General features: G+C 32.6%; 38 protein-coding genes. 2 read left to right on the forward strand and 36 right to left on the reverse strand.

Features of this window, described 5'->3' with window-relative positions; translation table 11 throughout:
- Positions 1 to 30: 30 nt before the first annotated feature.
- From truA to BN854_RS06630, 4 genes are read right to left on the reverse strand one after another with little or no spacing between them, the layout of a single operon-like run.
- Positions 31 to 759: a tRNA pseudouridine(38-40) synthase TruA gene (gene truA, locus BN854_RS06615; protein ID WP_045959856.1), complete on the reverse strand. Its 729-nt coding sequence runs from the start codon at positions 757 to 759 to the stop codon at positions 31 to 33.
- Positions 746 to 1,741: an energy-coupling factor transporter transmembrane component T family protein gene (locus tag BN854_RS07500; protein ID WP_030003774.1), complete on the reverse strand. Its 996-nt coding sequence runs from the start codon at positions 1,739 to 1,741 to the stop codon at positions 746 to 748. Before BN854_RS07500 ends, truA begins: the two co-directional genes overlap by 14 nt.
- Positions 1,734 to 2,588 (reverse strand): energy-coupling factor transporter ATPase, encoded by an 855-nt coding sequence (locus BN854_RS06625; RefSeq protein ID WP_030003775.1) that lies wholly within the window; start codon positions 2,586 to 2,588, stop codon positions 1,734 to 1,736. The genes BN854_RS07500 and BN854_RS06625 overlap by 8 nt, the downstream gene beginning before the upstream one ends.
- The gene (locus BN854_RS06630; RefSeq protein WP_030003776.1) at positions 2,564 to 3,370 is read right to left on the reverse strand and encodes an energy-coupling factor transporter ATPase; all 807 of its coding nucleotides are present in this window, start codon (positions 3,368 to 3,370) and stop codon (positions 2,564 to 2,566) included. The genes BN854_RS06625 and BN854_RS06630 overlap by 25 nt, the downstream gene beginning before the upstream one ends.
- A 118-nt stretch (positions 3,371 to 3,488) precedes the next feature.
- Between BN854_RS06630 and BN854_RS06635 the strand changes: the two genes are divergently transcribed.
- A complete protein-coding gene (locus tag BN854_RS06635; protein ID WP_030003777.1) occupies positions 3,489 to 3,803 on the forward strand; it encodes a thioredoxin family protein in 315 nt (104 codons plus the stop codon).
- The gene (locus BN854_RS06640; protein ID WP_030003778.1) at positions 3,796 to 4,644 is read left to right on the forward strand and encodes an NAD(P)/FAD-dependent oxidoreductase; all 849 of its coding nucleotides are present in this window, start codon (positions 3,796 to 3,798) and stop codon (positions 4,642 to 4,644) included. The genes BN854_RS06635 and BN854_RS06640 overlap by 8 nt, the downstream gene beginning before the upstream one ends.
- A gap of 53 nt (positions 4,645 to 4,697) precedes the next feature.
- Here the strand turns inward: BN854_RS06640 and BN854_RS06645 are convergent, their stop codons facing one another.
- From BN854_RS06645 to rplC, 32 genes are all read right to left on the reverse strand, one after another.
- Positions 4,698 to 6,389 (reverse strand): M3 family oligoendopeptidase, encoded by a 1,692-nt coding sequence (locus tag BN854_RS06645; RefSeq protein ID WP_030003779.1) that lies wholly within the window; start codon positions 6,387 to 6,389, stop codon positions 4,698 to 4,700.
- A 54-nt stretch (positions 6,390 to 6,443) separates the two neighbouring features.
- Positions 6,444 to 8,879 (reverse strand): endonuclease I family protein, encoded by a 2,436-nt coding sequence (locus tag BN854_RS07505; RefSeq protein ID WP_030003780.1) that lies wholly within the window; start codon positions 8,877 to 8,879, stop codon positions 6,444 to 6,446.
- 66 nt (positions 8,880 to 8,945) lie between these two features.
- Positions 8,946 to 9,377, reverse strand: a complete 432-nt coding sequence (locus BN854_RS06655; RefSeq protein ID WP_030003781.1) for a hypothetical protein — start codon at positions 9,375 to 9,377, stop codon at positions 8,946 to 8,948.
- An 87-nt stretch (positions 9,378 to 9,464) separates the two neighbouring features.
- Positions 9,465 to 9,821, reverse strand: coding sequence for a 50S ribosomal protein L17 (rplQ, locus tag BN854_RS06660; protein ID WP_030003782.1), 357 nt, complete (start codon positions 9,819 to 9,821; stop codon positions 9,465 to 9,467).
- A 5-nt stretch (positions 9,822 to 9,826) separates the two neighbouring features.
- Positions 9,827 to 10,819 (reverse strand): DNA-directed RNA polymerase subunit alpha, encoded by a 993-nt coding sequence (locus BN854_RS06665; RefSeq protein WP_030003783.1) that lies wholly within the window; start codon positions 10,817 to 10,819, stop codon positions 9,827 to 9,829.
- An 18-nt stretch (positions 10,820 to 10,837) separates the two neighbouring features.
- Positions 10,838 to 11,224: a 30S ribosomal protein S11 gene (rpsK, locus tag BN854_RS06670; protein WP_030003784.1), complete on the reverse strand. Its 387-nt coding sequence runs from the start codon at positions 11,222 to 11,224 to the stop codon at positions 10,838 to 10,840.
- 13 nt (positions 11,225 to 11,237) lie between these two features.
- Positions 11,238 to 11,603: a 30S ribosomal protein S13 gene (rpsM, locus tag BN854_RS06675; protein ID WP_030003785.1), complete on the reverse strand. Its 366-nt coding sequence runs from the start codon at positions 11,601 to 11,603 to the stop codon at positions 11,238 to 11,240.
- A gap of 12 nt (positions 11,604 to 11,615) precedes the next feature.
- On the reverse strand, positions 11,616 to 11,732 hold the full coding sequence (gene rpmJ / locus BN854_RS06680; RefSeq protein WP_030003786.1) for a 50S ribosomal protein L36: 117 nt from the start codon (positions 11,730 to 11,732) through the stop codon (positions 11,616 to 11,618).
- A gap of 12 nt (positions 11,733 to 11,744) precedes the next feature.
- A complete protein-coding gene (gene infA, locus BN854_RS06685; RefSeq protein ID WP_030003787.1) occupies positions 11,745 to 11,963 on the reverse strand; it encodes a translation initiation factor IF-1 in 219 nt (72 codons plus the stop codon).
- Between the two features lie 4 nt (positions 11,964 to 11,967).
- Entirely contained in the window at positions 11,968 to 12,723 is a 756-nt protein-coding gene (map, locus tag BN854_RS06690; RefSeq protein WP_030003788.1) for a type I methionyl aminopeptidase, read from the reverse strand.
- Entirely contained in the window at positions 12,724 to 13,368 is a 645-nt protein-coding gene (locus BN854_RS06695) for an adenylate kinase (protein ID WP_030003789.1), read from the reverse strand. It abuts the gene before it with no gap.
- A 14-nt stretch (positions 13,369 to 13,382) separates the two neighbouring features.
- Positions 13,383 to 14,657 (reverse strand): preprotein translocase subunit SecY, encoded by a 1,275-nt coding sequence (secY, locus tag BN854_RS06700; RefSeq protein WP_030003790.1) that lies wholly within the window; start codon positions 14,655 to 14,657, stop codon positions 13,383 to 13,385.
- A 1-nt stretch (position 14,658) separates the two neighbouring features.
- Positions 14,659 to 15,096 (reverse strand): 50S ribosomal protein L15, encoded by a 438-nt coding sequence (gene rplO, locus BN854_RS06705; protein WP_030003791.1) that lies wholly within the window; start codon positions 15,094 to 15,096, stop codon positions 14,659 to 14,661.
- Positions 15,097 to 15,111: 15 nt separating this feature from the next.
- The gene (gene rpmD / locus BN854_RS06710; protein WP_030003792.1) at positions 15,112 to 15,291 is read right to left on the reverse strand and encodes a 50S ribosomal protein L30; all 180 of its coding nucleotides are present in this window, start codon (positions 15,289 to 15,291) and stop codon (positions 15,112 to 15,114) included.
- Complete coding sequence (gene rpsE, locus BN854_RS06715; protein ID WP_030003793.1) at positions 15,291 to 15,794, reverse strand: 30S ribosomal protein S5; 504 nt, start codon at positions 15,792 to 15,794, stop codon at positions 15,291 to 15,293. Before rpsE ends, rpmD begins: the two co-directional genes overlap by 1 nt.
- 13 nt (positions 15,795 to 15,807) lie before the next feature.
- Positions 15,808 to 16,161 carry a 50S ribosomal protein L18 gene (gene rplR / locus BN854_RS06720; protein ID WP_030003794.1) on the reverse strand — a complete coding sequence of 118 codons (354 nt, stop codon included), beginning with the start codon at positions 16,159 to 16,161 and terminating at the stop codon, positions 15,808 to 15,810.
- Positions 16,162 to 16,179: 18 nt separating this feature from the next.
- Complete coding sequence (rplF, locus tag BN854_RS06725) at positions 16,180 to 16,719, reverse strand: 50S ribosomal protein L6 (RefSeq protein ID WP_030003795.1); 540 nt, start codon at positions 16,717 to 16,719, stop codon at positions 16,180 to 16,182.
- Positions 16,720 to 16,734: 15 nt separating this feature from the next.
- Positions 16,735 to 17,130 carry a 30S ribosomal protein S8 gene (rpsH, locus tag BN854_RS06730; protein ID WP_030003796.1) on the reverse strand — a complete coding sequence of 132 codons (396 nt, stop codon included), beginning with the start codon at positions 17,128 to 17,130 and terminating at the stop codon, positions 16,735 to 16,737.
- A 15-nt stretch (positions 17,131 to 17,145) separates the two neighbouring features.
- Positions 17,146 to 17,415, reverse strand: a complete 270-nt coding sequence (gene rpsN / locus BN854_RS06735; RefSeq protein ID WP_030003797.1) for a 30S ribosomal protein S14 — start codon at positions 17,413 to 17,415, stop codon at positions 17,146 to 17,148.
- Between the two features lie 11 nt (positions 17,416 to 17,426).
- Positions 17,427 to 17,966, reverse strand: coding sequence for a 50S ribosomal protein L5 (rplE, locus tag BN854_RS06740; protein WP_030003798.1), 540 nt, complete (start codon positions 17,964 to 17,966; stop codon positions 17,427 to 17,429).
- A gap of 14 nt (positions 17,967 to 17,980) precedes the next feature.
- Positions 17,981 to 18,331, reverse strand: coding sequence for a 50S ribosomal protein L24 (gene rplX / locus BN854_RS06745; protein ID WP_030003799.1), 351 nt, complete (start codon positions 18,329 to 18,331; stop codon positions 17,981 to 17,983).
- A 13-nt stretch (positions 18,332 to 18,344) separates the two neighbouring features.
- Complete coding sequence (gene rplN / locus BN854_RS06750; protein WP_030003800.1) at positions 18,345 to 18,713, reverse strand: 50S ribosomal protein L14; 369 nt, start codon at positions 18,711 to 18,713, stop codon at positions 18,345 to 18,347.
- Between the two features lie 14 nt (positions 18,714 to 18,727).
- A complete protein-coding gene (rpsQ, locus tag BN854_RS06755; RefSeq protein ID WP_052693011.1) occupies positions 18,728 to 18,991 on the reverse strand; it encodes a 30S ribosomal protein S17 in 264 nt (87 codons plus the stop codon).
- A 10-nt stretch (positions 18,992 to 19,001) separates the two neighbouring features.
- A complete protein-coding gene (gene rpmC / locus BN854_RS06760) occupies positions 19,002 to 19,190 on the reverse strand; it encodes a 50S ribosomal protein L29 (RefSeq protein WP_030003802.1) in 189 nt (62 codons plus the stop codon).
- The gene (rplP, locus tag BN854_RS06765) at positions 19,187 to 19,603 is read right to left on the reverse strand and encodes a 50S ribosomal protein L16 (RefSeq protein ID WP_030003803.1); all 417 of its coding nucleotides are present in this window, start codon (positions 19,601 to 19,603) and stop codon (positions 19,187 to 19,189) included. Before rplP ends, rpmC begins: the two co-directional genes overlap by 4 nt.
- A 2-nt stretch (positions 19,604 to 19,605) precedes the next feature.
- The gene (gene rpsC, locus BN854_RS06770) at positions 19,606 to 20,328 is read right to left on the reverse strand and encodes a 30S ribosomal protein S3 (RefSeq protein WP_030003804.1); all 723 of its coding nucleotides are present in this window, start codon (positions 20,326 to 20,328) and stop codon (positions 19,606 to 19,608) included.
- A gap of 12 nt (positions 20,329 to 20,340) precedes the next feature.
- Complete coding sequence (gene rplV, locus BN854_RS06775) at positions 20,341 to 20,676, reverse strand: 50S ribosomal protein L22 (protein WP_030003805.1); 336 nt, start codon at positions 20,674 to 20,676, stop codon at positions 20,341 to 20,343.
- Positions 20,677 to 20,694: 18 nt separating this feature from the next.
- The gene (rpsS, locus tag BN854_RS06780) at positions 20,695 to 20,973 is read right to left on the reverse strand and encodes a 30S ribosomal protein S19 (protein ID WP_030003806.1); all 279 of its coding nucleotides are present in this window, start codon (positions 20,971 to 20,973) and stop codon (positions 20,695 to 20,697) included.
- 13 nt (positions 20,974 to 20,986) lie between these two features.
- On the reverse strand, positions 20,987 to 21,817 hold the full coding sequence (rplB, locus tag BN854_RS06785) for a 50S ribosomal protein L2 (RefSeq protein WP_030003807.1): 831 nt from the start codon (positions 21,815 to 21,817) through the stop codon (positions 20,987 to 20,989).
- Between the two features lie 30 nt (positions 21,818 to 21,847).
- Positions 21,848 to 22,135 (reverse strand): 50S ribosomal protein L23, encoded by a 288-nt coding sequence (gene rplW, locus BN854_RS06790; RefSeq protein WP_030003808.1) that lies wholly within the window; start codon positions 22,133 to 22,135, stop codon positions 21,848 to 21,850.
- Entirely contained in the window at positions 22,135 to 22,758 is a 624-nt protein-coding gene (rplD, locus tag BN854_RS06795; protein WP_030003809.1) for a 50S ribosomal protein L4, read from the reverse strand. Before rplD ends, rplW begins: the two co-directional genes overlap by 1 nt.
- 11 nt (positions 22,759 to 22,769) lie before the next feature.
- Entirely contained in the window at positions 22,770 to 23,411 is a 642-nt protein-coding gene (rplC, locus tag BN854_RS06800) for a 50S ribosomal protein L3 (protein WP_030003810.1), read from the reverse strand.
- Position 23,412: the final 1 nt, after the last annotated feature.

Consider the following 23,412-nt stretch of genomic DNA (forward strand, 5'->3'; position numbering starts at 1 on the left):
CACCTCTAATTTTATTATCTCATACTTTATCTATTTATAATAGATTCTTTTTAAACATAATCCTTTTGCGTCTGCTGTTTTACCAGCTAATTTTCTATCTTTTGTCTCAAACATTTTTGTAATAATATCCATTGTTTTTTTATGTCTACCAATATCTATTAAAGTACCTACCATCGATCTAACCATATACTTTAAAAAATGGTTACCATGAACAATAAAAATATATGCATTTCTTGTTTCTTTTAATTCTACCTGATACATTGTTTTTGTTACTGTTTTATCCATAATTTCAGTCCCAAACGCTGTAAAGTCATGTGTTCCTATAAAGAGGTTAGATGCTTGTTTCATCAATTCATAATCTAGATTAGGTATATATACTTGAAATCTATTGTTAAAGGGGGTTAATTCTTTTTTTGAAAAGACGTAATGATATACTTTAGATTTTGCTGAGTGCCTTGCATGAAAACTTTCATTTTTTTTAGTTGTCTTAACAATTTTAATATCGTTAGGTAACCTTTTATTGACGGCATCTGTAAAAGTATTAGCTTCTATCTTTAAGTCTGTTTCAAAATGAAGCACTTGTCCTTCTGCATGCACACCTTTATCGGTTCTGCTTGCAGCATAAGTTTTTATCTTTATCTTAGTCATTAACTCTAATGCTTTTTCAATAACTTCTTGAATCGTTGTTTCATGAGGTTGCATTTGATAGCCATGATAGTTTGTTCCATCATATGACACAACCATTTTAAAAACTGACATATGCCGCCACTATCCTGAAACAAATGATTCCTATAAGCACTGATAAGCTTACTATTAAAGCTAGAATATCTTTAGATGCCCATCTGTAACTTGCAAGTTTTGTACGAGGCGCACCTAGAACGTACCCTCTTACTTCCATAGCATTGCTTAGATCCAATGATCTTTTAAATGAGATAACAAATATTGGGACTAAAAGTGAAATGATTTGCCCTAATTTTTGAATAAATTTACTTTCTTTAAATTCAACTCCACGAGATGCTTGAGCTTTCATAATTTTTTCTGTTTCTTCTAATAAAGTAGGAATAGATCTTAAAGTTAATGATAACATCATTGCAAATATTGAAACAGGCACTCCAATATACTTTAATGGTTTAAGTACAGTTTCTAATCCATCATTAAGTTCAGTTGTAGAGGTTGTATAAGTTAATAATGAGGCAATAATAATAACTGTCATAATTCTTACAAAAATAAATAAGACTCTTATCACCGCATCAGAATAAATAGCTAACTTATAATTAGCCCATGGCATATAAGGCAAATATGCTTGTAAGACAAAAATTAAAACTACAGTTATTAAAAAATAAATAGTTCTAAATTTAATATATTTTTTAGTAAAATTATAGAATATGATTAATCCAATAATAGCACCAAAACTAGCTAATCCAAAAGACATATCTGTTTCAAGCCATAAAGTTCCTGTTTGGATATAAAAGACTTGAATAATTGATGTGAAAACTAAAAGGAATACAATTCCTTTAAGATTGTTCATAACATTCTTGAAAGGTACTGAAGAAATAAAGACTAATAGTAACGCAAAAATAAATAAACTTCCTAATAAAATCAGGTTGATCATTTTCAGTTCAATTGGAATTAAGAAAATGGATACCATAAGAAGGATCATACTAATAATCTTAACACTAGGAATCATTCTATGCAGTAAAGAATTTCCTGGTAAATACTGTCCAATTTTAATATTATTCATTTATCTTAACCTCCTTTAAATAATCTAGGAGTTCATTATAAGTGTATTTAGCCTCATAAGGCACTTTAGCAGTTTTTTCTAAATGCTTAAGTATCTTAATTGGAGTTGGGTAATCTAGGTGAAATGTATTGAAATTAGGATGTGAAAAAAGTGCTTCTTTTGTTCCATCAAAAACAATTTTACCGTGATTTAATACAAGAACACGTTTTGCATATTGCGCAACAATATCCATATCATGTGTAATTAAAATAACTGTTTTATTTTCTTTATCATGTATTTCTTTAAATATTTCCATAATATCTTCTTGACCTTGAGGATCTAGACCTCTTGTTGGTTCATCAAGAACTAATACTTCTGGTTCCATTGCAAGAATACCAGCAATTGCGACTCTTCTCATTTGCCCACCACTAATTCTAAATGGCGACTGTTCATAAAGAGGTTCTTCGATTTTGACAGTTTCTAAGGCTTTTTTAGCTTTTATCATTGCCTCATCTACGCTACTTCTAAAATTTCTTGGGCCAAACATAACATCTTTTAAAATAGTACTTTCAAAAAGTTGATATTCAGGAAATTGAAATACTAATCCTACTTTTTGTCTTAAATAATTAATTTTAGTGTTTTTCTTTTTAGGCGGTAATTCTTGATTAAAAACTTTTAAATTACCACTTGTTGGTAATAACAAAGCATTCATCAATTGAACTAATGTGGACTTCCCTGATCCTGTTTGTCCACAAATAGCAATAAATTCATTTTTATCATCAATATTTAAGTCAATATTATCTAAAGCTTTATATGTTTTTTTGATGGCTTTATATTCATAATTTACTTTTTCAAATTGTATGCCCATAATGCATCCACCAACTTTTTATTTATTTCATGACCTGATTTTTTAATATCATGATAAAGTCTTAAACTGTAAGGTAACTTTAATCTAGCGTCTATTAGGATTTTTTCTTCTTTAAAGACTTCTAAAGGAGTTCCTTGTAAAACAAGGTTTCCCTCGTTTAAAACAAGTATATAATCACTTTTAGAAGCAAAATCAAGATCATGAGTAATGGTAATTATTGTCTTTTCGTGTTCTTTATTGAGTTTATATATTAATTCTGATATTTCTAAAACACCTTCAGGGTCTAACATAGAAGTAGCTTCATCAAAAATGATTACTTCTTGTTCCATGGCTAAACTAGCTGCAATCGCAACTCTTTGTTTTTGTCCACCTGATAGTTGTTGAGGCTCTTTATCAAGATACTCTTCCATACCTACTAGTTTTGCATAATGATGAATTCTTTCAATCATTTCATTTTTAGGAATTTGTTGATTTTCAAGTCCAAACGCAATATCATGTTTAACTGTAACCCCAACAAATTGATTATCTGGATTTTGAAAAACAATACCTATTTTTCTTCTTACTTCTGCTAAATTATTTTCATTAATTTCTAAATCATCAATTGTAATTGTGCCTTTTTGCGGTTCTAAAAGACCTACCAATAATTTTGACAGTGTTGACTTTCCTGATCCATTATGACCAATAATTGAAATCCACTTTCCTTTTGGAATATTAAAAGATATTTCTTTTAGTGTCTCAGATGAATTATAATATGAAAATGAAAGGTTATCTACTTTTATCATTTTTTCACCCTTTCTATCTTTCTTATTATAACATTTATCATTATCAATATAAAGATAAATAGATACCATTATGGCATTTTGACGTTAAATCCGTTATAATAAAATTGAGGTGTTTATTATGGCATTAGAATTAGAATTAATTGATTTTAAAAAAGATGTTTTAGATAACAATATCATTTCTATCGTCTTTTTTCACGCTTCTTGGTGTAGAAACTGTAAATCTTTATTTCCAGTCTTAGAAAACCTTGAAGAAGATTTATATCCACTTATCCAAGTTATTAGTGTCGATGCAGAAAAAAATGCAGACTTTAGCGATCAATATGAAATTATGAGTTTACCAACATGTCTTATTTTTAAAAATGGCATACTAGTTGAAAAAATCATTGGTCTTAATAGCTTTGAAAAAATGAAAGAGATGATTTTAAATGTATGATACGATAGTTATCGGTCTTGGACCTGCTGGGGCAACCGCGGCTATTTACTTGAAACGATTTAATAATGATGTTTTATTAATTGGAAAAGACCTCGGTGCTTTAAAAGAAAGTGATATGATTGAAAATTATTATGGGTTTGCTGAACCTATTTCAGGCAATATTATTGTCGCAAACGGTATTAAACAAGCTGAAAGACACGGTGTACCAATCATAAGAGATTCTGTGATTAATATAGATGAGCATGATAATTACTTTATTGTTACAACCGAACATGCTGTTTTTGAAGCAAAAACTATTTTATTAGCCACAGGAAAAAATAGAAAAAGACTTCCAGTTGAAGGCTTTAATGCTTATCGTGGGAAAGGTATTAGTCTATGTGTTACTTGTGATGGCTTTTTCTTTAGAAAAAAGAAAATAGGCATTATTGGTGATGGTCCTTACATGTTACACGAATTAAGTCTTTTAACTAACTTAACTGATGATATTACTATTTTTAGTAATGGGATAAATATTAAAAATGATTCTTATAAAGTAGTTACCGAACCTATTACAGGGTTTTATGGAGATAGTAAGTTAACTAGTTTGAAAACTAGTAATGCTACTTATCAGTTAGATGGAGTATTTGTTGCGATAGGCTCTCCTTCTGCTTTAGAATTTGCTCAAAGTTTAGGCATCATTCTAGATAAGGAAACCATTATAGTTGATGACAACTTCCAAACAAATAACCCTGGGGTGTTTGCGGCTGGTGATGTTATTGGTGGGTTTTTACAAATTTCAAAAGCTGTTTGCGATGGTACAAACGCTGCTAGAAAAATCCATGAATATTTAAGAAAAAAATAAAAAGCATATCTAATAGCTTTAGTAATACAAAGTTATTAGCATATGCTCTTTTTTTATAATTTTTTATCGTCTACTTGATCTAAGTATTCTTTAATTGGTTTAATAATTTCTTTAATGCTTCCTTTTATGAAAGGATTTTTTAATTTTGATGCTTCAACTAATCCTAAAAAGCTCTTAGAACCACCTAATTTACATAGGCTTAGATAGCTTTCCCAAGCCTTTTTATAATCTTCTCTACTCTTAGTCCAGTATTGGAAGGCGCATACTTGGGCAAGCGTATAATCGATATAATAGAATGGTGAACTAAAGATATGTCCTTGTCTAAGCCAGAATCCACCGTTTTCTAAGAATTCATCTTCATCATATTTTTTGAACGGTAAGTATTGTTTTTCTAGTTTTCTCCATACTTGTCTTCTTTCAGTTGGAGTAAGACTTGGGTTTTCATATACTTCGTGTTGGAAGTGATCTACTAATGCTCCATATGGTAAGAAAGTCACTGCACCTGCTAAATGTGAAAATTTATATTTTTCAGTATCTTCTAAGAAAAATTCATTAATCCATGGCCATGCTAGAAATTCCATACTCATAGAATGAATTTCAGCTGCTTCCATTGTTGGCCAACGATATTCTGGAATTAAGTTTCTACTTTGATATACTTGGAATGCATGTCCAGCTTCATGTGTTAAAACATCAACATCATGTGAGGTTCCATTAAAGTTAGCAAATATAAATGGGGCATTATAACTTGGTAAAAAGGTACAGTATCCTCCTCCTTGTTTTCCTGGTTTACTATCTAATTCTAATAATCCATTTTTTAACATAAAAGTAAAGAATTCATCAGTTTCTTTTGACATCTCTTTATACATCTTAGTTGCCTTTTCTACTTGCCAATCCTTATTTCCTTTAGGTGTAGGATTACCTGATAAAAATGATAAAGTCAAATCATAACTTTGTGGGTTTTTAATGCCTAAACGTTTAGCTTTTCTTTCTGTTAATTCATTAACAAGTGGCACAACTGTTTCATAAATTTGCTCTCTATATGCTTTTACTTCTTTTGACGTATAATCAGTTCTACCAAATCTGTCATAGCCTAATTGTACAAAGTTTTCATATCCTAATCTTTTAGCAATTCTAGTTCTAACTTGAACCATATCATCATAAATTCTATCATATGCTTCTAAATTATCACTGAAGAATTTAGAGACTGCTAAATTAGCTTGTTTTCTTGTTTCTCTATCTGTTGATTGAACAAATGGAGCCATTTGACTTAAGTTATAAATACTTCCTTCAAATTCTATTTGAGCACTAGAAGTTAGTTTTGAATATTCTGTTGATAATTTATTTTCTAGTTGCAAGTCTTCAACTATTTCAGGCTTAAAAGTTTTTTTAGAAACTTCTGCTTGTTTAAATAGAAGTTCTCCAAACTCTTTTACTAGAGCTTCTCTGTTTTTACTTGTTAATATTTTATTAGTAAATTCATTGCTAATTTCTTGTAAGTAAGGCATATTTTCATCGAAAAATGCTTGTTCTGCCTCATAGTATTCATCTCTAGTATCGATACTATTTCTGATTGATGCTAAAGTAATCATTGTTTCTACTTTATCATTTAAAGCATGAAATGCTTTAATAGCTTTTATCTCAGTAGCAGCATCTTTTCCATTTGAGATACTTTCTAAAATAGTTTTAGCTTCTTTTTTATATTCTTCAATACTTGGTCGTTGATATGGGAATTCATTAAATGTCATACATGTATACTTCCTTTTCTAAATTATTGTTATTATACGCTTAATAGTTAATTTTTACAAGTTAATGTTTAAATCATCATTTTTAAAAATAATTGCCTTATCAAATTTTGATAATGGATTAAATACAAATTCTTTATATACTTGCGTTAGTTGTTGGTTTTGACTAATTTCTTTGTAGAAGTACTGTTCCACATATCCAGGGTTATCAACATATGGGTTTCTATTTCCTTGATATTCGTAGATAACGTTGTTACGTTGGACTTCAAACTCTGAAACCGGATCTTCCTTGTGCCATGCTAATAAAGTGTCTAACATGCTCATTTTAGCTCCTTGTGGCTTGTAGTTAGTAGATGAATCATTTGTAAGTACTTCATTAACAAGTGTTAAAATATTATGATAACGTGTTGCCATATAAAATAAAATTCTAGCTGTGTCGCCTCTTTGATCATCTCCTGTATAATAAGCATTTCTACCAACAGTTTGATTTTTAGTGTTTTTTTCTTCTGGATTTTCAAAGTATCTATTACTTCTTGAACTATTAGTCGATGGGACTATTGCACGTAGATTATAAAGATCAGTTCCTTGATTTCTTGTACCATTTTCTACTCTTTCTATACCTAATCTTGAATTTGGCCATACATGTTCTCTTGCCCAAGATGTTCCACCATCCCAATAAATAACACTGATTAGAGCATTATCATATGCCCCATAAAGGTATGTTTTATCATCTTTTTTGATATAATCTGATTGTTCTAAAATAAATCGTGCTTCACCATAAGATCTTGGTGTCATAGTATCAGTTAAAATTTTAGATAATTCTGCTTTAAATGCTTCTTTTGATAAACCATTCAAGCTAGCATAATATGTTAAATTATCGTAAGGCGCTAAATCAGACAGTTTATTAGTTACTTTTCTTTCATCTTCAAAGCGTTCTTTAATTTCTTCTAAGCCACCTTTTTCTGGTTCATCGCTCATAAATACTATTCTTTTATCTCTGTTATGGTCAAATAAAACATTATCAATAGTTACATTACCTACACCATCTTTAATGACTTCAAACTTAATATAAACAGCTTCTTTTGTATCAAGTTCATATATATATTTAGTTGGATTTTTACTTAATGTATAGTCTACTTCATTTGTAAAATTCTTACCATCTTTTGAATAAGAAACTTTTAAATTGTTTTTAGCACTTGTTTTAGCATAGAATTCAACTTTATTTAATTCAGCTATAGAGAATTTAGTTAAAGCATATGGGGTTACGTGGGTTCTATCATATGTTCTCATTTGTAAAGATGCAATATCATTTATCACTTGTGTTTTTGTTGAAGTGACTGTTCCATATACAATTTCCCATTGATATGTTTCTTCACCTGTGATGCGGGGCTTTTCATTGTTATAGGTAGAGCTTGGAATAAATCCTTCTTTTTCTTCAAAAGTTACTAAAGAAGGTTGTTTCCATATACTAATTTCTTTTTCTAAAATGACATCACCATTATTATTTTTTATAACTAATTTAAAGTCTTCATCATTTTTATTCATATCAGATATAATAAAAATATTTTCTGCAGTTGAATCTATTAAGTTTTCGTTAATATAAACTTGTAAAGAATCAGAGTAAATATCTTCTGAAAAATTAACTGTTGGATCATTATCAAACGCTTGTTTTATATTATTAAGAGATGATTTAACATATATATCGGTATTCTCACTAAAAATTAATTGATCTATTTTTTGTGTATAAAAAGGATCTTTATAATAATCAAAACTAATCACTTCATTGCTAAAAAATGGTGAATCAATTACAATTCCTTTTTCTACTAATTCTTGAAAAATTTCTAAGCCGTTTTCATCTATATAATTAATTTGAATAAGTTTTATTTCAACTATTGTTATTGGGACTTCATATGTTTTAACATAATTTATTGCATCAATATTTACCTTTAAAACTAGATTTACATTTTCTTCTGCTCTATTAATTGTTACATTATAGTTATCTGTTATTATAAAATTTTGATTTTCTTCAATACTATAGGTTACTTTGTATCCTTTGTAAGTATCTGGCAAAACAAAATCATTTTTAAGATATTCATTACTTAGATTTGTTCCATATGTAATATCAAATGTATCTCCAAATGTTTCATCTTTTAAAATAGTTAAGTTAAACACTTTCTTATTTTTATTTAGATCATTTTTAAAGGATGCCGTTAAGGACACTTTTTGTTCCTCTTGTAGTTGTTTTACTTCTACTTTGTTATTATTTACTATTAGAGAATCACTATCGCTGATCCATTCAATTTCTTCTTTACTTACTTCATTAACTAAAGTAAATGATTCTTTAATATTATTTTGATCTATATTATTACCATAATCAATTTTGATATTATTTAATAACTCACTAAAATCTTTTTCTTTATTTAAACATCCAACTAATAAAATAGTTGAAAACACTGTGATTGTTAAAGCTAATATTATTCTTATTTTTTTCATGCCATTACCTTCCTGTAATAAAAAAAGCAAACAAAAATTTGCTTTTTATTAATTTAAAAACTCTAATTATTTTTCGTATTCTACGTTATTTAAAACTAATTTTTTCTTGCTAACAAAATCTACTACTAAGTATTCAGTATCAATAGCTTGTCTTCTTTGAATGACATCATTTTCTTCAATTACTTCAACAACTTTAATATCTCTACCTGCAAATATGTTATTTCCTTTTACAACTTGTTTTTGTTGATGTAATTGGAATTTCTCAGCATTTCCTTCAGCATCTACAACCCATAATACACCCTTTTTTTCAACTATTACAGATCCTTGCCCTTCTTTATGGAAAACGCCTGCAAATGATTCGGCTGGTCTTACCAATAAGAAAACGATAAGTGCAACAACTAATACGATAGCTACAATCACTAATACTGTCCACCATACATATTCTTGAGCAAATAAATTATTCATCCAATCATTAAAACTAAAAAGATATTTAAACATTACTATACCTCCAAGGTTAAGCTTTACTATAATTATACATAAATAAGCAAAAAAAAACAAGCCTAAGACTTGTTTTTAAAGTTGTGATTATATAAATTCAATGATTGCCATTGGTGCAGCATCGCCACGACGAGGAACGGTTTTAATGATACGAGTGTATCCACCTTTTCTGTCTGTGTATCTACCTGCAATAACATCAAATAATTTTTGTACTGCTGTTTGATTTTCTAAAGCCATTTCATCGCGAACTAATGAAGCCGCTTGACGACGTGCACTTAGAGTGCCTTCTTTGGCTAAAGTAACCATTTTATCAGCTAATTTTTGTAATTCTTTAGCTTTAGCTTCAGTAGTAACAATTCTATCGTTAATGATTAAATCAGTTACTAAATCGCGTAATAAAGCTTTTCTTTGGTCGCTATTGCGGCTAAGTTTACTATAAGCCATGGTTATTACTCCTTATCTTCGTCATAATCAAGATCAAATCTTGAATCTTTGCTCATGCTATGTTCAAATTCTAAGCCATTTTCAGCAAGTTTTTCTTTAAGTTCTTTAAATGATTTACGTCCTAAACTTCTAAAGCGCATTACTTCTTCTTCAGTTAGTTTTACTAATTCAGCAACTGTTGCAATTCCTGAACGTTTTAGACTGTTAAATAGTCTAACTGATAAATCAAGTTGTTCAACTCTCATTTCTAACTTCTTACTACTTGGCTCTTCTGTTGGTTCATATATAAAATCTTTTTGAGATGCTTGTTCTCCAATTTGAACGATTACATTAAAATAATCAACTAACATTTTTGAAGCTAATGATAATGCTTCTTTTACATCGATAGCACCATTAGTTTCAATTTCAATTGTTAATTCATCGCTATCTCCTCTTGTTTTTTCAACATGATAAGATACTCTTTCTACTGGCGTATATAATGAGTCAATAGGAATAACTCCCACTTCGTATTTACTATATACTTTATTATTTTCTGCGCTAACATATCCGATTCCACGTCTAATTGTGACAACCATAGATAGTTTTCCATCTTCAGCTAAGTTTGCAATAACTTGATCTGGATTGATAACAGTTACGCCATCAACGCGATTAAAGTCAGCTGCAGTTACAACTCCAGGTCCGACTGCGTATAACTCTAATTTTTGTTCATATTGAGAGTCGTCAGAGTCAACAGAGAATACAACCTTTTTTAAATTAAGGACGATTTCCATTACGTCTTCGTAAACTCCACTGATAGTTGAAAATTCATGTTCTACACCGTCAATTTTTGTATTAACGATTGCAGCACCTGGCAATGAAGATAGTAAAACTCTTCTTAAAGCATTACCAATTGTTACTCCGTATCCTCTTTCTAAAGGTCTAATAACAAATTTACCCTTATTTCCATCAACAGATATTTCTTCAACTGCACTTGGTTTTTCAAATTTTAAGTCTTTCACAAGCATTACCTCCCCGGATTATCCACGTGGACGTTTTGGTGGTCTACATCCATTATGTGGTACTGGTGTTACGTCTTTGATAGCTGTAATTTCTAGTCCAGCTGTTTGTAATGAACGAATTGCTGCTTCACGTCCAGGTCCTGGACCTTTAATGAATACTTCAACTTTGATCATTCCATTTTCCATTGCTGCTTTAGCTGCAGCTTCTGCTGACATTTGTGCAGCAAATGGTGTTGACTTACGGCTACCTTTAAATTGTAAAACTCCCGCACTACTCCATGCTACTGCATTTCCTTCTGGGTCTGTGATAGTTACGATTGTATTGTTAAATGTTGTATGAATATGTGCAATACCTAGGGGAATGTTTTTCTTAACTCTACGTTTAGTTGTTTTCTTACGTGCCATTTTCTATTCCTCCTTATTTCTTCTTACCAGCGATCGCTTTTGCTTTACCTTTTCTAGTACGTGCATTATTTCTAGTGTTTTGTCCACGAACTGGTAAATTTCTACGATGGCGGATACCACGATATGAGCCGATTTCCATTAAACGTTTAATATTTAATGTTACTTCTCTTCTTAAATCACCTTCAACAGTGACATTTGCAATTTCTGTACGAATTGCTGATAATTGGTCTTCTGTTAAGTCTTTAACACGAACATCTTCACTAATATTTGCATTTGCTAAGATTGTTTTAGATGTTGTTAGACCAATACCATAAATATATGTTAACGAAACCACAACACGTTTGTCACGTGGAATGTCAACGCCTGCTATTCTTGCCATAGTTCTGTCTCCTTAACCTTGTCTTTGGTTATTTCTTCTAACTTTTTTGTTGATTACATAAACGCGGCCTTTACGACGTACAATGATGTCATCTGCACTACGTTTCTTTACGGATGCTCTAACTTTCACTTTGTGTCCTCCTTATTTACGGCGATAAGTAATTCGCCCACGGGTTAAATCATATGGTGATAATTCAACTGTAACTTTATCACCAGGTAAAATGCGTATGTTGTTGATACGGATTTTACCAGAAACATGAGCTAGAACGATATGTCCGTTTTCTAACTCTACTTTAAATTTAGTATTAGGTAATACTTCAATGACTTTAGCTTCTACTTCAATTAAATCTTCTCTAGCCATTCACTCACTCCTTTATTGTAGACAAAATTTCATATCCTGTCTCAGTAATAACAATCGTATGTTCATAATGTGCACTATACTTCTTGTCGCTTGTTACGGTTGTCCAGTTATCTGATAGAATTCTTACTCTTTTTGTGCCTAGATTTAGCATTGGTTCAACACAAAATGTCATACCTGGTTTTAATAATGCTCCTTGTTTTGGTGCTCCAAAATTAGGTACATATGGATCTTCATGTAAACTTTGTCCAATTCCATGTCCGGTAAACTCTTCGACAATACCATAACCATATGGTTTAACGAATTGTTCAATAGCATGTGAAATGTCAGATACATGATTACCTGGTTTGGCTTGTTCTAAACCAATAAATAATGATTTTTCTGTGACCTCTAACAATTGTTTTACTTCATCAGAAATATTGCCAACTGGATATGTCCATGCAGAATCTGAATGGTATCCTTTATAACATACTCCTAAATCAACTGTAATAATATCACCATCTTTTAAGATTTTCTTTTTAGATGGAATACCATGTACAACAACTTCATTAACTGATGCGCAGATTGATCCCGGAAAACCATTATAGTTTTTAAATGAGGGAGTTGCTCCTTGATCTTTTATGAAATTTTCAGCGAGTATATCAAGCTGATGAGTACTAACACCTGGTTTAATATGAGGCACTAACATCTTACGAGTCATGTCTAATATTTCTCCTGCTTTTTTCATCAACTCAATTTCTCTTTTTGACTTTATTAAAATCATTTACTCACCTAATGCCTTTAAGATAGTTTGGGTAACTTCGTCAATTGACTTCATACCATCTACCTTGTATACAAGATTTTGATTTTGATAATATTCGATAATAGGGAATGTTTCATCCTTATATACCTTTAAACGGTTTAAAACTGTTTCTTCTTTATCATCAGCTCTTTGAATTAATGGTGTAGAATCGTTATCACATAGTCCCGCAACTTTTGGTGGGTTGTTATCAATATGATATACAGCTCCACATGTTGGGCAAACTCTTCTACCAGTAATTCTTTTAACCAAAACTTTGTCATCTGCAGTAATATCAACTGCTGCAGTTAATTTAATGCCTTTTCTTTCAAATAATTCATCTAAGAATTTTGCTTGAGCTAGATTTCTAGGAAATCCATCTAGTAGAAAACCATTTTTGATATCACTATCTAAAAAGCGATCTTCTACCATTTGGTTTGTTACTTCATCAGGAACTAATAGTCCTTTATCAGTATAACTTTTTGCAAGCTTTCCTAAACTTGTATTTTCTTTAAAATGTTTTCTAAACATATCCCCTGTAGAAATATGAGGGATGTTTAATTTTTTTGACAGCACAGATGCTTGTGAACCTTTTCCAACACCTGGAGGCCCCATAAGAATAAGTTGCACTTTTACACCACCTGTTAAAATAGACCTGTATATTGGTCTTTGTTAGCTGCAGCTTCAATTTGTTGAGTTGTTTCAACAGCAACCCCTACGATGATAAGTAAACTTGTACCACCAATTGAAATTGCACTTGCTTCTGCTGCTGTGAAACCAAAAATCCAGCTAGTGATAATTGGAAGTGCTGCAAGTACTGCAATAAACACTGTACCAATTACTGTAATCTTAAATAAGATTTTAGCAATGAAATTTTTAGTATCTTCTCCTGGTCTAATCCCTGGAATATAAGCATCTTGTTTAGATAAATTGTCAGCCATTTGAGTTGGGTTAACTGTCATAAACGTATAAAAGAATGAGAATATAACAATTAAAATCATATATAATATGAACCCTAATGGTTCTTGTGAGTTAAAGATGTTATTAATCCAAGTGCTAGTACCTGAAGTACTGTTACTTGTTAGCCCAACAATAGTAAGTGGAATACTTGTTAATGTTGAAGCAAAGATTACAGGTAATACCCCAGCACTGTTAATTTTAAGTGGGATATTAGAATCTGTTTTACCTTGTCTATTCGCATATTGAATAGGGATTTTTCGTGTTGCAACGTATACATATATAACTGCTAGTAGAATAAAGATGTTAAGTAAGACGATAATACTGAATAATCCTAAGTTTCCCCATGTGAAACTTGATCCCAAGTATTTTTGAGATAAAGTTGTATACATGATAGGTAAGCTAGTAACCATACCAGTAACAATCATAATTGATGTTCCGTTTCCTACACCTTTAGCAGTGATTAAATCAGCCAGCCAAATTGTTACAGCAGATGCTGCAGTAACTGTTAGGGCCATATATAAATAAATCCAAATACTTTGTCGAACACCATGTTGTAATGGAGAACCTACACCTAAAATTAATAATAATGCTTGAGCAAATGCTAATGCAATTGCTAAATATCGTGTTAATCTAGCGCTTTTTTGTTTACCAGCCTCACCTTGTTCGTTCCATTCTTTTAAAGAAGGAATTACAGTTTGTAATAACTGTACTGCAATGGATGCAGTAATATAAGGCGATATTCCCAATGAGAATACTGAGAAACGAGCTAACGCTTGCCCACTATAACTATTTAATATAGATAAGAATCCAGATCCAAAATCAGTGGTTAATTGTTCTTTATTGAACAGTGGAATTGGAATATAACTAGCAATCTTAAATACTAGTATGATGAGCAGGGTGATTGCAATGCGAAGCATTACAGTTTTGTTACTTAATACTAGTTTTATACGTTGCCACACACTAAATCACCTCTACAGTTCCGCCAACTGCTAAGATTGCATCGTTTGCAGCTTTTGAAAACTTGCTTGCTTTAACAGTTAATTTTTTTGTTAATTCGCCATTTGCTAATACTTTAACACCTGACAATAACTTAGTAACGATTCTTTTTTCTAATAATACTTCTGGAGTGATAATATCACCATCATTAAAAATTTCTAAATCTGTTAAATTAACTACAGCATATTCTTTTCTAGTGAAGTTGTTGAATCCTCTTTTAGGAATTCTTTGGAAGAAAGGAAGTTGTCCCCCTTCAAATCCAGGACGTGTGCCTCCGCCTGAGCGTGCTAATTGTCCTTTGTTACCTTTACCAGAAGTTTTTCCGGTTCCGCTACCTGGACCACGGCCTAAACGTTTGCGTGATTGACGTGCACCTGCTACGGGTTTTAATTCGTTTAACATGATGTGTCTTCCTCCTTACGCTATTTCTTTGACAGAAACAAAGTGTGAAATTGTTTTAATCATTCCACGGATTGCTTCGTTGTCATCTTTTACTACGGTTTGATTAATTTTAGTTAATCCTAATGCTTTAGCTGTTCTTGCTTGGTTTGGTTTACGGCCAATTAGGCTCTTAGTTAATGTAATTTCAAATTTCATTATAGTAAACCTGCCACATCTACACCGCGTAGTTTTGCTACTTGTTCAGGTGTTCTTAATAATTCAAGACCATTAAATGTTGCTCTAACCATGTTGATTGGAGTTCTTGAACCAATTGATTTTGACAAGATGTCAGTAATTCCAGCTAATTCAAATACGATACGAACCGCACCACCAGCAATAACTCCAGTACCTTCAGCAGCAGGTTTGAAGAAAATTTTTCCTGCTCCAAAGTTTCCTGTTATTTCGTGTGGAATTGTTGTTCCTACTAATGGAACTGTGATTAAATTTTTTCTTGCGTCTTCTACTGCTTTTTTAATTGCTTCAGGTACTTCTTGAGCTTTACCTGTACCGAAACCAACGTGACCTTTTCTATCGCCTACAACAACTAATGCTGAGAAACGGAAACGACGGCCACCTTTAACTACTTTAGTTACACGGTTTATCGCAACAACTTTTTCTTCAAAAACAACTTCTTGTTCTTTAAGTTCATTTTTCGCCATTGTTTCTTCCTCCTTAGAATTGTAAGCCTGCTTCACGAGCAGCTTCAGCTAATGCTTTAATACGTCCATGGTATAAATAACCACTTCTGTCAAATACAATAGTATTAATACCATTGTCTAATGCTTTTTTAGCAATTAATTGTCCTAATGCTGTTGCAGCTTCGATATTAGAACCTTTTACGTTTGTTTCTTGGCTACGTGCGCTAACTAATGTTACTTGTTTTTCATCGTCAACAAGTTGGACATAGAGCGCTGTGTTTGAACGGTATACACTTAAACGTGGGCGTTCATTAGTACCAATAACAGTCTTTCTGATACGTAAATGACGTTTTTGACGATTTACGTTTGATGATTGTTTTGTTATCATAGTCTACTATATCCTTTCTTATTTAGCAGTTTTCCCAGCCTTACGAGGAACATATTCACCAACATAACGAATACCTTTTCCTTTGTATGGTTCTGGTTTGCGTAATTTTCTAATGTTTGCTGAGAATTCACCAACTAATTGTTTGTCAATTCCGCTAATTGTTAATTCAGTATTTTTAGGAACTTCAACTGTTAATCCAGCAGGAATATCTAATTCAACTGGATGAGAGAATCCTAATGCTAATACTAATTTAGATCCTTGTAATTGAGCTCTATACCCAACCCCAATGATTTCTAATTGTTTTTTGAATCCTTCACTAACACCATGAATCATGTTTGCTAGTAAAGCACGAGTAGTTCCGTGAATTTTTTTGATAAATCTTTCATCATTAGGACGAGCTACTTTTAAGCTTCCTTCTTCTAATGATAAAATTAAATTTTCGTTGAATTGGAATTCAAGTTGTCCTTTAGGTCCTTTAACAGTAACGAAATTGTTTTCGTTAATGTCTACAGTAACTGAAGCAGGAACTTGAATCACTTTATTACCTATACGTGACATAATTTCCTCCTTATATTACCATACGTAAGCTAAAACTTCGCCGCCAACTTTAGCTAAACGAGCTTCGCGATCTGTTAAAATCCCTTTTGAAGTTGAGATTAATGCAATTCCTAAACCATTTAATACTTTAGGTAATTGTTCAACTTGTGCATAAACACGGAGACCTGGTTTCGATATCCTTTTTAACCCTTTAATAACTCTTTCATTTTCTAGAGTGTATTTAAGTGTTACTACGATATTTGCTTTTTCAGTTTTTTGAATGCTGAAATCCTTGATGAATCCTTCTTTTTTTAATACTGATAATACTTCAGCTTTTAATTTAGAAGCAGGGATTTCAACTTTTGGATGACGCATTTTGTTTGCATTACGAATACGAGTTAACATATCCGCGATTGGATCAGTCATAACCATTTTATATCCTCCTTCTTACCAGCTAGCTTTTTTAACGCCTGGTAGTTCGCCTTTGTGTGCTAAATCACGGAATTTGATACGTGAAATACCAAATTTACGCATATATGCACGAGGTCTTCCATCTATTGAGTCTCTATTACGTAATCTTACTGGTGATGCGTTTGCAGGAATTTTTGCTAATCCTTCATAATCTCCAGCTTCTTTAAGAGCTCTTCTTTTTTCAGCATAAATAGCTACAAGTTCGCGTTGTTTTTGATCTTTTGCAATCTTTGATTTTTTTGCCATGTGCTTACTCCTTATTTCTTAAACGGCATACCGAATAAGCTTAATAATTTTTTAGCTTCTTCGTCTGTTTGAGCCGTTGTTACGATAACAATATCCATACCGCGAACTTTTTTCACTTTATCGATATTGATTTCTGGGAATACGATTTGTTCTCTAAGACCTAACGTATAGTTCCCTCTACCATCAAATGCGTTTCCAGAAACGCCTCTAAAATCTCTTACACGAGGTAATGCAATTTGGATTAATTTTTCTAAGAAAAGATACATACGTTCTCCTCTTAAAGTAACTTTAGCACCAATAGGCATTTGTTCTCTTAGTTTAAAGTTTGCAATTGATTTTTTTGCTTTTGTAACTACTGGACGTTGTCCACTTAATTGCATTAATTCTTCTACAGCATCATCTAATACTTTTGAGTTGAATACAGCGTCACCAACACCCATGTTGATAACGATTTTTTCAAGTTTAGGTACTTGCATTGCTGAAGAATAGTTAAATGTTTTTATAAGTTCGGATTTGACAACATCGTTATATACTGTTTTTAAATTACTCATTCGTCATTTCCTCCTTATTTTTTAGCAGAATCAATGGTAGTTCCAGATTTTCTAGCAAATCTTACTTTTTTACCATTTTCTACACGGAATCCAACTTTTGTTGGTTCTCCACTTTTTGGATCAAGTAAAGCAACATTTGAAACATGGATAGGAGCTTCAACTTCTATAATTCCACCTTTATCGTTTGCTTGTGTTGGGCGTTGATGTTTTTTAACAACATTAACTCCTTCAACAACTACTCTATCTTGACTTTTTAATACTTTTAGAACGCGTCCTGTTTTACGAGTTTTTGTTCCTTTTTTATCAGTTACAAATTGATCACGTCCAGCAATCACTGCAACTGTATCACCAGTTTTAATATACATAGATATGACCTCCTTATAACACTTCTGGAGCTAGAGAAACGATCTTCATGAAGCTTTTTTCTCTTAGTTCTCTTGCCACTGGCCCGAAAATACGAGTTCCACGTGGTGTTAAATCATCTTTAATAATTACTGCTGCATTTTCATCAAATTTAATGTATGATCCGTCTACACGACGTAATCCGCTTTTCGTACGAACGATAACTGCTTTTACTACATCACCTTTTTTAACTGTACCAGCTGGAATTGCTTTTTTTACAGTCACTACTACAACATCACCGATGTTAGCATAGCGACGGCGCGTACCACCTAATACTTTAATAACTAAGACTTCTTTAGCGCCACTGTTATCAGCGACAACCAATCTACTTTCTTGTTGTATCATCGTTTACGCCTCCTTTACACTAAATCAGCATGTGAAACCACTTTTAAAACACGGAATCTCTTAGTTTTTGATAGTGGTCTAGTTTCGATGATTGTTACAGTATCTCCTAATTTAGCGATACCTTCTTCATCATGCACATGATATTTTTTAGATTGTTTAACTCTTTTTCCGTATAAACGGTCTTTTTTATAATTGTTTACAACAACAGTAACAGTTTTTTCCATTTTATCGGATACAACTGTTCCGGTATACACTTTTCTTTGATTACGTTCCATCATTGTATCCTCCTTACTCATTACGTTCACTGATGATTGTTTTCATCTGTGCTATTGTTTTTCTAACTTTATTAATACGTGCAGTATTTTCTAATTGGCCTACTGCTAGTTGGAAGCGCAAGTTGAATAATTCAGCTTTTAGCTCAGCAATTTTAGCTTCTAACTCAGTAGTGTCAAGTTTACGGATTTCAGCTGCTTTCACGCTTCTTCACCTCTTTTAACAATTTTAGTTTTAATTGGTAATTTATGAGATGCTAATCTTAACGCTTCAATAGCTACTGCATCAGTAACACCATTGATTTCAAATAAGATTTTTCCTTCTTTAACAACAGCTACCCAATGATCAGGAGCCCCTTTACCAGAACCCATACGTACTTCTAGAGGTTTCTTAGTTTTTGCTAAATGTGGGAAAATATTAATCCATACTTTACCTAAACGTTTCATATGACGAGTCATTGCAATACGAGCAGCTTCGATTTGTCTATTTGTAATCCAAGCTCCTTCTTTAGCAACTAATGCATAATCACCGTTAATAATTTCATTTCTACCTTTTGCTTTTCCTTCATAGCTTACGCGATGAGGACGACGGTATTTCGTTCTTTTAGGCATTAACATAATTATTTGCCTCCTTTACGATTGCGTCTTTGTGGTCTTGGTGCAGAAGCTTCAAATGGTTTTCTTGTATCTAAGATTGTTTGTCCAGGTAATACTTCGCCATGGAAAACCCATACTTTGATACCTAAAACTCCATATGTTGTATGAGCTTCAGCTGTTGCATAGTCTACGTCTGCACGTAAAGTATGTAATGGAACGCGTCCTTCTGAATATCCTTCGCTACGAGCCATTTCAGCTCCACCTAGACGACCTGATACTAAAGTTTTAACTCCTTTAGCACCTGATTTTAAGGCACGTTGGATAGCAATCTTTTGAACACGTCTGAATGACGCACGATTTTCAAGTTGTTCAGCCATGTTTTGTGCAACTAATTCTGCAACTTTTTCAGGGCGTTTAACTTCAACTACGTTAAATACGATTTCTTTTTTAGTTAAGTATTCTAATTCAGAAACAGCTTTATTTCTTGTTTCACCATCTCTACCAATTACAATACCAGGTTTAGCAGTATATAAAGTAACTTTAATACGATCTTTTGCTTTACCTTTAAGACGTTCGATTTCAATTTGAGAAACGCCGGCTTTTTTGTAAACTTTGTTTAAATATTTACGAATGTTGTAGTCTTCATTAATTAATGCAGGTACATCTTTTTCGTTTGCATACCATTTTGATTCCCATGAACGGATGATTCCTAAACGAAGTCCGTTTGGATTAGTTTTTTGACCCATTGTTTCCCTCCTTTATTCTCTTTCTGCTACTACCACAGTAATGTGGCTAGTTCTTTTTTGAATGATATCGCCTTGACCTTTAGCTCTTGGCAATAATCTTTTAAGTCTTACGCCTTCTCCAACGTAAGCTTCTTTTACATATAATTTAGTTTCGTCTAAGTTCAAGTTGTGTGATGCGTTAGCTACTGCACTATTTAACACCTTTAAAATAATTGGTGAGGCAGCGCGTGGTGTAAACATTAAGATAGCTTGTGCTTCTTTAATATTTTGCCCACGGATTAAATCAATCACTAAGCGTGCTTTTCTTGGTGCAATACGAACTGTTTTTGCAATTGCTTTTGCTTCCATGTTTTAATTCTCCTCCAATTATTTTTTCTTAGCTTTCTTATCTTTTTCGTGTCCACGGAATGTACGTGTTGGAGCAAATTCTCCTAATTTATGACCAACCATATCTTCTGTAATATAAACTGGTAAATGTTCTCTACCGTTATATACAGCGATTGTGTGACCAATAAATTCTGGGAAAATGGTTGAACGACGTGACCATGTTTGTATAACTTTTTTCTCATTGGCAGCATTTTGTTTTTGTACTTTAACTAATAAGTGTGAGTCACAAAATGGGCCTTTTTTAATTGAACGTGCCATAATTCCCTCCTAATTATTTCGTGCGGCGTCTAATAATTAATGAAGTAGACGCTTTCTTGCTATCACGTGTTTTAATACCACGTGCTTTTTTACCCCATGGGGTCATTGGTGACTTACGTCCTACTGGTGTACGTCCTTCACCACCACCGTGTGGGTGATCATTAGGGTTCATTACAGAACCACGAACAGTTGGACGAATTCCTAAGTGACGTGTTTTACCTGCTTTACCTACGTTTACTAATTCGTATGATTCGTTACCAACTGAACCAACTGTAGCACGACAAGTTCCTAATATTTTACGAACTTCTCCTGATTGTAAACGTACTAAAACGTATTTAGCTTCACGTCCAAGGATTTGTACTGAAGCACCTGCACTACGTGCAATTTGTCCACCTTTACCTGGACTTAATTCGATGTTGTGTACAACTGTACCAACTGGAATATTCATAATAGGTAATGCGTTACCTGTTTTGATGTCTACTTCAGCACCTGATTCAACAGTCATTCCGACTACTAAACCTTTAGGAGCTAAAATATATCTTTTTTCTCCATCTAAATAATGGATTAATGCGATGTTTGCACTTCTGTTTGGATCATACTCGATTGTTGCTACTTTACCAATAACATTATCTTTATTTCTTTTGAAATCAATAACACGGTATTTTCTTTTAGCACCGCCACCGATGTGTCTAACAGTCATTTTACCTTGATTGTTACGTCCACCAGTACGTTTGATTGGCTCAAGTAGTGATTTTTCAGGAGTAGATGTTGTAATTTCTTCGAATGTTAAAACACTCATATTACGACGACCATTTGTCGTTGGTTTGTATTTTTTAACCGCCATAGGTTAATTCTCCTCTAACTTTCACTTATTTTATAGTGCAAAAGCGTCTATTTTTTGACCTTCTGCTAATTTTACTACTGCTTTTTTATATCCAGCAGTGAATCCTTCATATTTACCCATTCTTTTTTTCTTAGGTAATACGGTTACTGTATTAACTGAAACAACTTTTACATTAAATATTGTTTCAATCGCTTTTTTGATTTCAACTTTATTTGCAGTTTTTTCAACTTTAAAAGTATATTTATTTTCTGTTTCAATTAAATTCATTGATTGTTCAGTAACGATAGGAGCTTTGATTAGTTCATAATATTTAGTCATTAAGCTAATACCTCCTCAAAGTATGAAACAGCATCTTTAGTTAATACTAGTTTTTTACAATTTAATAAATCGTAAACACTTACGTGTGAAGCAACTTCTAATGAAACACCTGGGATGTTTCTTGCTGCTAATACTACGTTGTCTGATAATTCAGCTGATACTACTAAGATTTTTCCTGTTAGATTTAAGCTATCTAAGATTGCTTTAAAATCTTTTGTTTTACGAGTTTCTAAATTAAAGTTTTCAACAACAACGATTTGTTCTCTTTTAACGTGAGCAGATAATGCTGAACGTAAAGCTAACTTACGAACTTTTTGATTTACTTTAACTTCATAGCTTCTTGGTGTTGGACCGAATACGATACCACCACCACGCCATTGTGGTGATCTGATTGAACCTTGGCGTGCGCGTCCAGTTCCTTTTTGTCTCCATGGTTTCTTACCGCCACCTGAAACATCTGCTCTGTTTTTAACTGAGTGTGTTCCTTGACGCATTGCAGCTCTTTGAGCGTTTACTACATCATATAAAACTTGTTGGTTTGGTTCGATACCGAAAACTTGTTCAGATAGGGTTAATTGTTCCACTTTAGAACCTGATTGATTTAATACATCATATTTTGGCATATTACCCCTCCTTATTTAGCACTCTTAATTGCAGATTTTACTACTACAAAACCTTTTTTAGGTCCTGGAATACTTCCGCTAATTAACAATACTTCATTTTCTGTGTCAACAGCTACAACTTTTAAGTTTTGAACTGTTACTTGTTCGTTACCCATTTGTCCAGGTAAGTTCTTACCTTTCATGTTTCCTTTGATAGGTCCCATAGAACCTGGTCTACGGTGGTATCTAGAACCATGAGTCATAGGTCCTCTTGATTGATTATGGCGCTTAATAGCACCTGCAAAACCTTGCCCTTTTGAAGTTCCTGTAACGTCAACAACTTCTCCTGCTGCAAATAAGTTTAGATCTACAGAGTTACCTGCCTCTAAATTCGCTAATTCATTTGTAAGCTCTTCTTTAAAGCGAATTTCTTTAACGAAGCGCTTAGGTGCTGTATTAGCTTTTTTCACGTGCCCTAATTCAGGCTTGTTACTCAATGTTTCACGTTTTGATTCAAAACCAACTTGAGTTGCTACATAACCATCTATTTCGACAGTTTTTTGTTGTAGAACTACGTTGTCAGCTACATCAATAACGGTTACTGGAATTAAAACACCATTTTCATCGAAAACTTGTGTCATTCCGATTTTTCTACCTAAGATTCCTTTGGCCATT

The organism is Alteracholeplasma palmae J233 (genome assembly GCF_000968055.1).
In the GTDB taxonomy this organism is placed as follows: Bacteria; Bacillota_I; Bacilli_A; order Acholeplasmatales; family Acholeplasmataceae; genus Alteracholeplasma; species Alteracholeplasma palmae.